General features: G+C 38.8%; 10 protein-coding genes. 3 read left to right on the top strand and 7 right to left on the bottom strand.

The features are described from left to right. Positions 1-11 precede the first annotated feature (11 nt). From C2M30_RS17000 to C2M30_RS16990, 3 genes are all read right to left on the bottom strand, one after another. Entirely contained in the window at positions 12-656 is a 645-nt protein-coding gene (locus tag C2M30_RS17000) for a YjfK family protein (protein WP_010558716.1), read from the bottom strand. Between the two features lie 131 nt (positions 657-787). Further along, a complete protein-coding gene (locus C2M30_RS16995; protein WP_010558715.1) occupies positions 788-1483 on the bottom strand; it encodes a PspA/IM30 family protein in 696 nt (231 codons plus the stop codon). Positions 1484-1494: 11 nt separating this feature from the next. Next, a complete protein-coding gene (locus C2M30_RS16990; protein WP_105172560.1) occupies positions 1495-1884 on the bottom strand; it encodes a DUF2170 family protein in 390 nt (129 codons plus the stop codon). 250 nt (positions 1885-2134) lie between these two features. Between C2M30_RS16990 and C2M30_RS16985 the strand changes: the two genes are divergently transcribed. Both C2M30_RS16985 and C2M30_RS16980 read left to right on the top strand, forming a co-directional pair. Continuing rightward, positions 2135-2425, top strand: a complete 291-nt coding sequence (locus C2M30_RS16985; protein ID WP_105172559.1) for a DUF6471 domain-containing protein — start codon at positions 2135-2137, stop codon at positions 2423-2425. Positions 2426-2633: 208 nt separating this feature from the next. Continuing rightward, entirely contained in the window at positions 2634-3350 is a 717-nt protein-coding gene (locus tag C2M30_RS16980; RefSeq protein ID WP_105172558.1) for a hypothetical protein, read from the top strand. Positions 3351-3486: 136 nt separating this feature from the next. Here C2M30_RS16980 and C2M30_RS16975 read toward each other — a convergent pair whose 3' ends face one another. After that, positions 3487-5586: a PKD domain-containing protein gene (locus tag C2M30_RS16975; protein WP_158683517.1), complete on the bottom strand. Its 2100-nt coding sequence runs from the start codon at positions 5584-5586 to the stop codon at positions 3487-3489. A gap of 391 nt (positions 5587-5977) precedes the next feature. Then, positions 5978-6862 (bottom strand): ATP-grasp domain-containing protein, encoded by an 885-nt coding sequence (locus C2M30_RS16970; RefSeq protein WP_105172995.1) that lies wholly within the window; start codon positions 6860-6862, stop codon positions 5978-5980. A 362-nt stretch (positions 6863-7224) separates the two neighbouring features. On the opposite strand from C2M30_RS16970, the gene C2M30_RS16965 reads away from it, so the two are divergent. Beyond that, positions 7225-8343, top strand: coding sequence for a serine hydrolase domain-containing protein (locus tag C2M30_RS16965; RefSeq protein ID WP_105172994.1), 1119 nt, complete (start codon positions 7225-7227; stop codon positions 8341-8343). Between the two features lie 91 nt (positions 8344-8434). Here C2M30_RS16965 and C2M30_RS16960 read toward each other — a convergent pair whose 3' ends face one another. Both C2M30_RS16960 and C2M30_RS16955 read right to left on the bottom strand, forming a co-directional pair. After that, complete coding sequence (locus C2M30_RS16960) at positions 8435-9856, bottom strand: S41 family peptidase (protein ID WP_105172556.1); 1422 nt, start codon at positions 9854-9856, stop codon at positions 8435-8437. A 222-nt stretch (positions 9857-10078) separates the two neighbouring features. After that, positions 10079-12767: YidC/Oxa1 family insertase periplasmic domain-containing protein (locus tag C2M30_RS16955; RefSeq protein WP_234004769.1), on the bottom strand; the 2689-nt coding region annotated here is incomplete at its 5' end.

The following is a 12767-nucleotide window of genomic DNA, read 5'->3' as shown; positions in this document are numbered from 1 at the left end:
ATTGGACTCCTTTATCCATGTATTGTTATTTGAGAAGAACTTAATGTTATGCCAGTGCTAATTACCAAACACCGTGAGAGATTGCCTGACGATTCAAGCGATTCTTCTGCTGAAAGAAATAGCGACTCGGTTGTGCCATCGCTTAATTCACGTTCAAACAGCATGGTGAATTGGTCTGTTTCACTGGGTTGAGATTTACCATCGAAGGTTTTTTCGGCCATATGAACAGGGTTGTGATAATCGCCCATTGAGGTCCATACGCGATTGTATTCATGCCCATCCAATGTATAGGTAGGCGTGCCAATTTGTTGGTTAAGTAGTTTTTCCCACTGTGCTTGGTTTTGAATATCCAAGGTATCAAAGTAGTAAAACAACTTCACATCAACCACATTCTCGGCTGTTGGTTGGCCCTCACAAATTACTTGAAGCCATGCTTCATCATCTGTGTAAAACCGAAAAAGATAGGTGCCATCCATATCGACTTTGCCAACGGCCTGAATAATCTGGGTGGCGGCAAAATCACCTATTACGAGCTCATCAAGTATCAGCTTAATCGCGAGTTTATCTATTTCAAAACTTGCTCCGAGTCGCAAGCCCATTATTTCTGGCGTTGAGATGGTCGCTTTTGGTTTGTCTTTTTTGAAGAAATTGAACATCAATGTTCCTTAACTTTGCTTCATAGGTTGCTAACGTTACATGTGGGCTAACCAGTTGTCTACAGTGATGTTTACTGTTTAAAAACTAAAAAAGAGATAACTAAGTTATCTCTTTTCAAATTGGTTACTCACTAACCTGCGTTTTTCTTCGCTAGCAGCTGTGCAAGTTTGTCCTGACCCGATGTTTGACCACCTGGCGTTACACCTGCTGCTTTTAATTTTTCGTCAAGACTGCTGCCAGATTCATCAGCCGCACGTTCTTCAGCGGCTTCTAATTCAGCTGCTCGCATCGCTTGCTTTTGCTTAACACGTTCAAGGCTATCTAGTGCAGTTTTAACTTTGCTATTAGCACCAACATGATGGGTAGATGCTGCTGCTTGCGCCTTTTGCACTGACTCAGTCGCTTTTACCTGATCGATTTGCTGCTCCATGCGTCGTACATTTGTTTTCGCTTTAGCAATGTTGTCCTTCAGGGTTTTCTCTGACTTTTCGAAACCATCAAGAATCGATTGTTCAGTTGCCATTTGGCTTTCTAAATCAGCAACGCGTTCTGCACATTCTACCGCAAGTTCCATATTACCTGATTCACTTGCAGACACCGCATGCTCTGAGTATTTATCGATATCTGCCTGAAACGCAGCAACCTTGTTCGAGGTTAATTTACGTTTTGCCATGATGCTAGTTAGGCTTTGATCTGAACGTCTTAACTCTTCTTTCGCTTCGCGAAGTTCTTGCTCTAAAATTCGGATGGCTTGCGTATCTGCGGCCGCTTCAAGCCCTTCATTTGTTGCGCCTACTAGCGCAGTCCATAACTTTTTAAGACTCATGTGACTTGCTCCTAATTGATATAATCTTCATACAGTTCAAGGAATTCTGGAATATTGGCAAACAAAGACTCAATTTCCTCAACAAGCACTGAATCTTTACTGTCAACAGACAACGCACCAAACGCCACGTAATATTCTTGCCCAGATATCGAACTAATACCTACAGTAGAAAGTGGAACCAACTGATGACTTTTTAAAATCAGTTCATTCAGTCCTGAAGCATCTGTAACGCTACTTACCGGAAACAACACACTTTCAGCCACTACCTGTGTTTCACCTGCATAAACAAACACGTCAATTCCTTCATCGTTTGAAATGCTTACACAGTCACCTTCTTGTTCAACAACCCAATCTGGATGTGTTGAAAACACCGTTTTCAGTTGTTCGGTATTAAAAGCCATTTTGATCTCCATATTTCTATTGGTATTAAATTAATGTCACATATAACTAACACTTGCAAGTTTTATATTGCACTAATTATTATTTTGTTACACTTAAAATGTATTTGTGTTATATCAATACAGGTAACTTTTAGCATTTAATATGCCTAGCCCTGTTTGCATTCAGTATTACGCTGTAGCAATACCGGTGCGCAATATAGGCTATTTATCTAATACATTGGCGTGAATGTAAACTACTTAGGTATTTTTTATGGATCAACAAACGAGTATTCAAAATAATCTAGCCCTCGCCCCTTACGGTGAGGCATTTTCACGCTTTTTAAGCATGAAGCTAAAACAAAAAAAGGTAACGTATCCACAGCTAGCAGAGCTGCTTGAACAAAAAGGTATTGTTCTTACCGCCGGCAACCTGCGCAACAAGGTGTCTAACCGACTAATGCCAACAAGCCTATTTCTTATCATTCTTGAAGTACTAAATGTAAAAGGGGACATTTTGTCTGAAATTCTTACCATGGCAAAAGAGATAGAAGACGAAGTGTAAGTGTGCTTAGCGAAGATTGGCAGAATGCCATTTTCTTTGTATTAGCAGTCGAAGGGATTTGCAAATTTCGGTTACCATAGCAACTCGTTATGCTCAATGAAAGTTACATATATTGACTTTAAGAGGTTCACGTAAGTGGAATTGTGATTTTTTATTTTGTACCTTTTATGGTATGTATCTGTGCAATCAAAACTCCTAATTTATTAAAATGGAAGACATCTTTAAACTATTAATTCAGAACTCTGAAACCAATAGAAACAGCTATTACTGCTCATCTCTCAAAAAACATTTAATTGAAGCTGTGATTTTTGCAGTAATAATCTGCTTAAATATTTTGGGCATACTTCATTATCAAAGCGAGTTTAAGTTTAGTATCAATAGTTTTGCATACCTAAGCTTTATATCTTTAATGATTGGCATATTTTATGTAATAGTGAAAAAGCAAGCTATTGATCTATTTGTAGTTATTAGAAATCCGACAAAGAGTATGTTAGAGCCGATTGCAGAAGCTGCAAAAGAGCAACAACAATTAACTGAAAAATTAGTTAACTTCCATGTTACTGAGCTTGAGCTTGCGATAAATCGAATCTCGTATGACATTAAGCGAATGAAATTTAGAATTGGTATTATAGTCGGAGCGGTAGAGCGACTTGGAATAATACCTTTCGCAGTAGCGCTTTATTTTAGTATTCTGAAATTTATTGAAACCCAAATAATGGGGGTTGGTTATATTATTGGGCTTGCATTTATCGGGGGTATTTACCTTGGTGTTTTACTATGTAGCAATATTCTTCAACCCTTAGATTATTATTTACTTGTTTTACGTTCAGCGAAAGAAATTGCGGAAAAGAAAGCTAGCCTTCAAGTCCCCTTAAAAGAAAAAATAAATCGAATCACAAGCGTAAGGCATCAACCTCCAATCTAATTTTTTGGTGCAACGATGTCACTTCTCATACTTAAGAAGTGTTAAATAATCTAGGCATCGAAAACACCCAAACTAGATCAAATTAGAACGGGTGTCTTTTTTATGTATAGTCTGGCAACGCCTCAACACACCTATGTCATTTCTGTTCTAAAACAAAATTCCTTATGCTTTCAGATAAAGCCATTTTCGGAGTTGCTTGATCTTTCAACAGGCCAATTCCAATAAGCTCCTCGTTATCTTGCATCTGGTCATTATAATCCGCATAAAAATAGTAAGCCCCAGTAACGGCTGGATATCTATTCAATTCTTTAAGGAAATCTCTTAAAAAATTCGCCTGTCCAACTTCATTATTCGAGTACTCGTCACTAACAGTGACTTTAATGTTACGAGGATCAGAAAAGTAAGAAAACTCGCTAATCTGGACTTCTTTTCCTAGTTTGGATAGCGAATTTAAAAGAAGTTTAAAATTAGGATCTTTGAAATAAGGAAATGTTACATCATCGTTATATGGAAAAATTAAGTAAGGGTAAGACAACCCGATAACATCAAAGTCAACATTGTTTGCAACTAAGAAGTCATAAAAACCAATTGTATAACGGTTGTTTTGACTATATGCCATACCGGCAAGATGAACAGCTATTTTTACATCTTTACTTTTTGACCGAATTCCTCTTGCAGCTGCCTCAAACACAGCTAAATGATAAGGCCATAACTTTGTTTCTGCACTGTTATCATTCAAGTTTATATCGATGTCGGAACCAACTAAACTATCCCCTATTTGAACTCCTGCAATACCAAAATCAACTTCATTGCCAATTTCTATTTGGCTAATTGCGATTCCATGATCGATGTAATATTGCATTACTTCGGCCGCATGTAGTTCAATTTGTAATAACCTGTTTTCAAAACTTAAGCTTTGCCAATCTTCTCCTGGGAAATACTTTGATGCATGAGTCGCGTCGTCACTTAAAAACAAAAATACAGAATGATTTGTACCCCCGAGCCCTCCTTTTTCAATCGTATAACGCGCAAGTTCACGTGAACTCCAGCTATTAACTAAATCGTTAGAACTCAAAATATTAGGCCAGTTATCAAGAGGCTCATTTTCTAACTCTGGATTAGTGCCTCGGCGAATACCTAATCGAAAATTAGCAATTCCGTTATCATTAAACATTCTAAACAAAGACTCAGGTGTCCAAGAGTTATCGTTAACGTTCATCGCATTCAGTACACCATCAGTAACCACGGCACCCACAAATATTTTTTCCGCGCGTTCTATCGTGTTAAATTCAAAGTCCTGTCCTTCGAATTGAGACTGACTAAAACTTTTGAGCTCAGATAATAAAACTTTATAACTTGTGTTAAATTTAAATCCACCGTCAGGGAAGATGAGTATCTCAGCATCATTTACCAATATCTCTGCTGTAGTCGGTTCCTCATTCTCAAATAAGTTCACAACCACATCATTTGCAATGACATTCTCACTAAAGGTTAAATTTAGGAATTGCGTTCGCTCTGCCGGATTAATGGAGCTTGATGAGTCAGATATAAGCGTGAATGGTAGGTCAGCAATATTTAGGGTGTGTATTACCGTTCCTTGCTTACCTTCGTCATCCGTTACCTTAAGTTCAAATTCTAAGACTTCATCTTTATTTGTTGCTGGCGCTTTAAATCCAACCTTTAAGCTATTCACATATTCCAACTCAACAGTTGGGCCTGAAATTTGCTGCCAATCGATATGTAAAGTCTCTATTCTTTCATCAGATACTTCGGCACTAAGCTCAACAGTTTCCTGCTCATTGACTTCACTAATACCTTGAATCGAAATATCAGGTGCCAAGTTAGAATCTTTAACTTGAATTGACACATTATCGGAACTGGTAGCATTATCATCATCAGTCACATCCAATTTAAAAACTAGCGTCTCATCAATTTGAATATTAGGTGCATTAAAACGAGGGGAAATTGAATCTGCGTCATCTAGGCTAACCGACATTCCACTCACTTGAGTCCATCTATAAGAAGTTATTGAACCGTCTGAATCCGCACTTGCACTACCATCAAGGACTACTACGGCAAGATCAGCGACTTGCTGATCTGGACCCGCGTTAGCTGTCGGCGAAATATTAATTATTGGTGTGACAATATCACTGTCGTCATTGTTGGAACTTCCACCACAAGCACTAAGTATCAATGAAACTAAGTAAAGACAGGTTAATTGTAGGGCTTTGCTCATTATTAACTCCATTTAACTTTTAAAATGTTCAGATAATAATTGTTTAGGAAAGCTATAAATTCAACTAACTCAATAAACTTTTCGTTTTAATCTTTTCAATTAGTTTATCTTGTCTTGAAATGTAAAAGTTACGTTATACTGGCCACAGTTTTCGAATTAAACCAACATCTGATATTGAAGGTCATAGAGTTACACATTCAACTCTAGCGTTAGTGGTCAGCTATACCTAGTTGTAGACCCTAATGGATAAAAAGGTTAGCTAGAATATAACTAACTTTTTAAAATCAAACATATAGATTTCTAGTCTATCAACTAACTTCTCTGTAACCGCATGACTCAGCTTCCAGGTCCTAGCGTCAATTAATGTCAACCTCTCCCTATCAATACCACCTTACGTTAATCTAGCTTTAATGGCATTTGCGAATCGTTTTGGCGATTGTGCGTCCATATTAAAATACAATGAGGGCTCTATTAGCTCTGCCTCCATCAGGCAAAACTCCCCATTAAATTTAACTAAATCAAGGCGCGCATAAAGGGGCATAGTATGCACGCTTTGAATGGCTAGCATGCATGTGTTTGCGGCATCAAGTAGTGATGCATCTGGCGTTACCGTGGTCAAACTACCACCATGTTCCTCTTGTACCCTAAAGTCATTATGTTTGGGGGTTTTGAGTATGGCATGGCTATATTCACCGTTAAAATAAAACAGTGAGTACTCACCATTCTCTACAACTTCTGGTACAAATGGCTGCACCATAAAATCGCGATCTTTAAATGCGTTATTTAAACTAGCAAGGTCAACGTCTTGCTCTGCTTTCAACCAAAAGGTGTTATCAGCATTAGCACTTATACGTGGTTTAACAATAATTTCTTGGGTATCAAATGCACTAAAAAATGAGTCTATCTGCACTTTTGTTATATTTGTATCGCCGAGTCTATTATGCCACTTGGTGGGGATTAACCTTACACCTAACTCGCCTAATTCCTGAAGATAAATTTTGTCGATATTCCAACGTACGATGTCCAGCGTATTTTGCAGCTGTGCCTGACTGGATTCTATTTGCTCTAATACAGATAAAAAGGCCTCTGGTGCATCTTGGTAATCCCAAGGGGTGCGCATAACCACCATTTCATACAGGTTCCAATCTACACCAGTATTGCGCCATGAAACGGTATCTACCGAAAATCCCAATTCATTTAAATAAGGTTCAACCAACTCATCGTAAACTTCAAACTCATCTAAACAATCCATAGATAGAAAAGCGCATTTTCTCATAATTTTCTCATGTTGGTGTTTTGCTTGTACTTCCCAATATTGCATACAATTTTTAAACTGAATAGAGTTAAGAGCAAGTTTTATGCATTAGCCAAAAGATATGTATGCGATACTTCTTGATGAGCTGTCGTTATCAGCACCTTGTGCTACATAAAATAATTCACCATTTAGTTATCAAAACCCGTTGGTGAGTTTTTAAAGCACAGAGTAACCCCAAACAATGATTCTTCACTTTCCTAAACGAAAAGTTAGAAAAACCAGTTTTAATATTTAAATCAATGCTTTGTTACAAAGTATCGATTGCTCAACTAGAGATTATAGGTACATTAAGTTCCATTAAATATCAAAATATTCAGGTAATTATGAAAAATAAAACACGTACTGCATTATTGTTATCAGGATTAGTGACAAGTGCCTTGTTACAAGCAGCGACACCTAATAAAGCACAAATTGACAGTGTATTTGCCGAGATAAAAACGCAAAATCCAGGCTGTAGTGTCGGTGTTATAAAAAATGGCAAGCTTATTCATCAAGCAGGTTATGGCTTAGCAAATATGGAGCTTAATGTGCCACTCGATGGCACACATGTTCACCGTATCGCTTCGGTTTCAAAGCAGTTTACGGGCTTTGCCGTGCTGCTACTTGCCGATGAAGGCAAAATTGACTTAAACGAAGATATTCGCACCTACTTACCAGAATTAAGAGACTACAAGGTACCTGTCTCTATCAATGCCATGTTAGGCCATTATTCAGGCATAGGGGATTATGACTTTGTAAACACTGAGCTCGATAAAGATACATTAAAACTTAAATCCACCATGGCAGGCAATTTTCGTTTAGGTAATGAAGACTATTTAACAATTCAAGAATTCTACGATTACGTAAAAACAGTACCGTTAAGAAACCAACCCAACGAACGCTTTAGCTACAGTAACTATGCTTATTTCTTATTGTCGATGCTCGTTGAACGTGTATCAGGAGAAAGCCTTCGTGAATATAGCGATAAACGCATATTTAAGCCATTAGGTATGAACAATACCTTTTTCAGTGATGAACCGACTGAAATCGTTAAAAATCGTGCAGATGGTTACAGCAAAGATAAGGAAGACAACTACTTCACTAATATGACCAACTTATTTTGGGTAGGCGATGGCGGTTTGCATACCACCATTGAAGATATGGCAAAATGGGATGCCTATTTCTACAAGCCTACTTTGGGTAAAAAGCCAGAGCAATTACTTAGCCAGTTTATGCGTCCTAACAATCCAACGATTACAGCCGAGGGTAAACAGTACGCCAATGGCCAATTTATTACTGAAAAAGACGGTGTAAAAATCATTCATCATAGCGGTGGCTGGCTTGGCACTATCACCAATTATGAGCGTATTCCTGAAAAGCAGTATTCATCCATTGTATTTTGTAACGATACATCATTGGATATTGCAAAATTGGTCAAAGAGTTGCGTAAACAAGTTTTGTAGGCTCTACAAAGCCTAAATTCATAAAGAGTGAATGCGGTAAGTTCAGCGCACAATGCAAGAACTTACCTCATTTGATTTAGTCAGTAATGAATTAACGCGCTTCTAAGATCTGTTGTGTGTGATCAATCCATAGGAAAGCAGGCACGCTCGCATCAATGTAATAGTCGGGTTGAATGCCTTTACTGTCTATCGCCATCTCTGGAATTCTAAAGCTCTTTGACAAGCTGTAATAGAGTGTAAAGTGTTTACTTGGCGACTGAACTTGATACATATTAGAAATGTCTAAAACGCCGCGGGTTGTCACACCAAATAATTTCACTTTCTTGCTTTGTTTGGCCGCCAGTAAGAATTTCTCTGCCGTGCTGCCATTGCCATTATCAATTAATACACCAACATTTTTAGGCAGTGGATGAACACGATCGAATGTCTTAACAGTGACGGTATCGTCTTCCAAGTTAACAAACTCACCCAAGCGATTTTCTAACTTTTTATAACTTTCCTTTGCCCACTCTTTATCTTCGTCGCTAAAGTTATCGTCTTCCATAAACTGCAGCATACGCGAGTTATTAAGTGTTGTAGACAAAAACTCTAGGCCAATAGTACGGATAGGGTTGGTATAAATAATTGGCAATATCTCTTCATAGCTAACATCACTACCACCGCCGTTACCACGTATATCGATAATCAAATTTTCCGTCTGCAAAATGGTATCTAAGTTATCTTTGATAACCGTATCAATCTCTTTTTTATAACTATGATCAAATGACGGAATTCTGAGTAATACAGTTTTATTTGATAACACCTTAAATAGTGGTTTGCGCGCCGCCATAAGCTTCACGTATTGAGTAACGGATGGTGCGCTCACAGTTTTTGCATTCTGACGTGACAACGTTAACCAATTTTTACCTATCTCTAAATGGTTTTTATCTAGGCTACTTACCGCATCGATAGAACGTAAAGAGTGATCTGACATGTAGTAGCTCACTGTGTGTGTGCCGTTGCCACTATCATGAATTGTGAATTTAATTTGCCCTTTTTTCCAACTTGCGTTGCTCGACTCAATAACGTAAGCGTTATAGTTCGAACCTTCTTTTTTCAACGCAAGTGTATAGCCTGAAAATGTCCAAACCCCCTCCCAGTCTTCAACTGGTTTGGTATCAAGATACTGGCTAAAAGCTAATTCATTAAACTCATGAATTTTAGACGTTTTGTTTTGTATTTCTTCACCATCGGTATTAAACCCAATGTGAATATGGCCATCTCGAAAAAATGACAACCAGCCCTTTAGATGTTGATGGCATTCAGTTACTGAACCACTCTTTTTAACAGTGTTTAGGTATTCAGCATTGTGACTTTTATAGCTGCTTTCACCCTTTGTGGAAACTGCATATTCAAAGCCAGCATCATTATTTTCAAACGTGGTTTTGAGCCACTCAAACTCAGATTTACAGTCAAACGGGTTTGCAATCGCGGTAAATGGCAAAAGAAGAGTTAAAAAGGCAAGTTTTTTCATTAATATTCAATCCTTTATTATTATAATTCTAGTTACTTTAGCAGTCCATTGAGTAAGCAGACTACCTAATTTAAAACGCCTGTTCAAATACAATAAAGTAAGGCTAAAAAAAAAAGCTAGCCCAACGGCTAGCTTTTAGTGAGAGAAGTTTAAAAAATTAACGACGCTGATTGAGTCAGTGTCTTTGTTATTTTTTAAAGCTTAGCTTCTTTCTCTTTTAACTTATTGTGCTGGCGGCATTTCTGCGACATTCCAACGCATATCTAACTGCTTTTTATCTGCGTCGGTACATGTGGCGCCCGCTTCATGTAAACAAACAGTCAGTGTATCTCGCTCAAACTGCTCAAGCGACATTTGCATCGATTTGCCCGCCAATGTGAAATAAGCAATGCCGTTGTCAAGATAGAATGGCGCTACCTCATGCTCATCATTTGCATAGCTAACACTCAATGCATACCTAGGTTCGCTTTCTTCATCACTGATATAGAGCTCACTGAAGAAATAATCATTTTTTTGACCATTCGGTAAGTGCTCTCTTACACGCAAGCTGTTCAACATACCATAATCAAACTGCGTAATATTAATACCATCTTGCTTTACTAGGCGCGTAATTCTGCTAATTCCGTAAGCTCGTTCACCATTACTACCGAACCCTGACTCTGTGAGCATGACAACATACTGATTCGTATCGTTAGTAAATAAACGGTAAGACGTTTGCTTCGACAAGAAGCAACGCCCATCGTCATTTGTTCGACATAGTTCAAGTGTATCTCTATCTAAATACGTTTCTAATTGTAAAATACCGTTTTCATCTACACGGGCAACCTTATCTTCCCTGTCGATATCCTCTCGTGCAATTAGGTCATCATATATAATTAAGTTTCCCGTATAATGAATGCGCTGTCCTGTCACCTGTTTAAAATGGCCTACAATATCATTTTCGTTAAAGCCTGTTGTTGTTTGTTGCTTCACCATAATGCCGTTACGTGCGAATTGCTGGCCGCCGTTGGTTACACTTGCAACAAACGCATAACCGATTTCGTCTTTATGTGTCACATAGTAAGTAAAGCGAGTCTCATTATCACCACTACCAGAGATTATCTCTAAATTACCATTAGTCACTTGCCACTTGGCATTATTAGTATAAAAATCAACACTTGGCACTTCAATGCTGGCAGAGCCGTCAGCCATTAGATTAGCAATTGCTGGTTCGGTGAAATAGAGCCCCTCTGGCGTAAATACATCGTCAATAAACCACGTTCCCAGAAAATCCGCTTCAGATAATTTGGCCGCATTTTGTTTTTCGGTAAAACCGCCGTGCACCACATTGTCATAAGTACCCTCTACAACCGTGCCACTCTTATCGACAAGGCGAATACTTTCATTTAGAACCCCTTCGATAGTGTTACCACGCTGAAAAACAGTATAAAACGCAGACGTCAATAATTGCTCTTCATAAGCGTCCGTTTTTTCATTGATATTGTGAACCCCCATGCGCAGGGTAATAGGCACTTTATATTCCAGAATTAATATTCCTGCCGCATCAATAGACCATGTAAGTTCGCCGCTATTACCATTTTCTAGCACTGTGCTGCCAGTACCATCTGGATTTAGCGTGTAGTGGCGGCCTATGGTGAACAAATTAAACCCAGGTGCAAAAACTAACTGCTGAGTTTCATTAATTGCAGGATAAGTAGTTGTTTCAGCAATTAGCTTTTGATTATCATCCGTATCTGATAGATAGCTATCCAGCATACGCTCTCTAAACTCACTGATTAATAGTTCATTTCCAAACAGCTGCCCAAGTGTTGTAACCCCTGTAGGTAAGGGATAGGTTTCACCCTGGTTACCGTTAAGTAACATATGCAATACATTAGCGTTGATTGCTAATTCCCCTGAATAGATCCTGCCATAATTGTTTTCTAGCTGCTCTGTGGTTGTAATGTTTTCTCTATCATCAAGCATGTAATATAGCGCCGTTGATATAGCACCAACGCTAACGCCAGAGTACTCATCCTCAGTTAATATATTATCGTTGCCTGCACGTTGCTTTAACTCGCCTAATGTCAGCAATTGTGAAACAAAATTAAACTCCGGGAAAAATACCGAATTACTAGGCGCAGATAACTTAACTAAATGCGAGTCATAGCTTTCTTCAAGTTCAACGGGTAAGCTGAATTCACCGCTTCCATTGGTAGTTGCTGTAACAGTTTTATCGCCAACCGTTAAATTTACGGCTGAATTAACGCCATTATTAACGCGACCTTTCAAAGTAAATACTTGCGTTTGCGCGCTGGCTTTTACTAGCAAGTGATGCTGCGTCATTGCAATCGCACCACCATCATCGGTTACCATAACGGCAATAGTAACTTGCTGATCTTCATCGATATCTGCTGTGGTGACTGTTACTTGTGCTTTATCGGTATCGCTTAACGTGACTCCTTCACCACTTATTAGTTGCCAAAAATAACTGACAATTTCGCCATCGTTATCGCTGGCGTTGGCGGTAAGGTTAAGCTCGCTTTGCTCATTAACCTCAGCAACCCCATTAATTACCACACTCGGCGCTTGGTTATCTGCGTTATCGACAATAGTAAGTGTGTGTTCATCGCGCGCGGTTGCGCCATCATTATCGGTTACCGTTACGCTAATAGTGATTTGAGTGTCGCCATTTACGTCTGGCAACGTTAGATCAACTGAGGCTTGTTCGCTATTGTTTAAAGTAACGTTCTCACCCGATGTGATAGACCACGCATATTTGCTGATCGAGCCATCGCTATCGCTAGCCGCAGCATTAAGTGTTACAACGCTCGATTCTTGTGCGCTGTTGTCACCATTAATAGTAACGGTTGGCACGCGATTACCTTGATCGGGGTTGGGCGATGTATCTTTATCAGACGAGCCTCCGCCG

The sequence above is a fragment of the Pseudoalteromonas sp. T1lg24 genome (assembly GCF_002964745.1).
Taxonomy (GTDB): domain Bacteria; phylum Pseudomonadota; class Gammaproteobacteria; order Enterobacterales; family Alteromonadaceae; genus Pseudoalteromonas; species Pseudoalteromonas spongiae.
The sequence above is the reverse complement of the archived record's forward strand: the minus strand, read 5'-3'. Positions and strand labels throughout refer to the sequence as shown.

Coding starts and splice junctions, on each gene's coding strand:
- C2M30_RS17000 (WP_010558716.1), bottom strand. CDS start 656: ATGTTCAATTTCTTCAAAAAAGACAAACCAAAAGCGACCATCTCAACG.
- C2M30_RS16995 (WP_010558715.1), bottom strand. CDS start 1,483: ATGAGTCTTAAAAAGTTATGGACTGCGCTAGTAGGCGCAACAAATGAA.
- C2M30_RS16990 (WP_105172560.1), bottom strand. CDS start 1,884: ATGGCTTTTAATACCGAACAACTGAAAACGGTGTTTTCAACACATCCA.
- C2M30_RS16985 (WP_105172559.1), top strand. CDS start 2,135: ATGGATCAACAAACGAGTATTCAAAATAATCTAGCCCTCGCCCCTTAC.
- C2M30_RS16980 (WP_105172558.1), top strand. CDS start 2,634: ATGGAAGACATCTTTAAACTATTAATTCAGAACTCTGAAACCAATAGA.
- C2M30_RS16975 (WP_158683517.1), bottom strand. CDS start 5,586: ATGAGCAAAGCCCTACAATTAACCTGTCTTTACTTAGTTTCATTGATA.
- C2M30_RS16970 (WP_105172995.1), bottom strand. CDS start 6,862: ATGAGAAAATGCGCTTTTCTATCTATGGATTGTTTAGATGAGTTTGAA.
- C2M30_RS16965 (WP_105172994.1), top strand. CDS start 7,225: ATGAAAAATAAAACACGTACTGCATTATTGTTATCAGGATTAGTGACA.
- C2M30_RS16960 (WP_105172556.1), bottom strand. CDS start 9,856: ATGAAAAAACTTGCCTTTTTAACTCTTCTTTTGCCATTTACCGCGATT.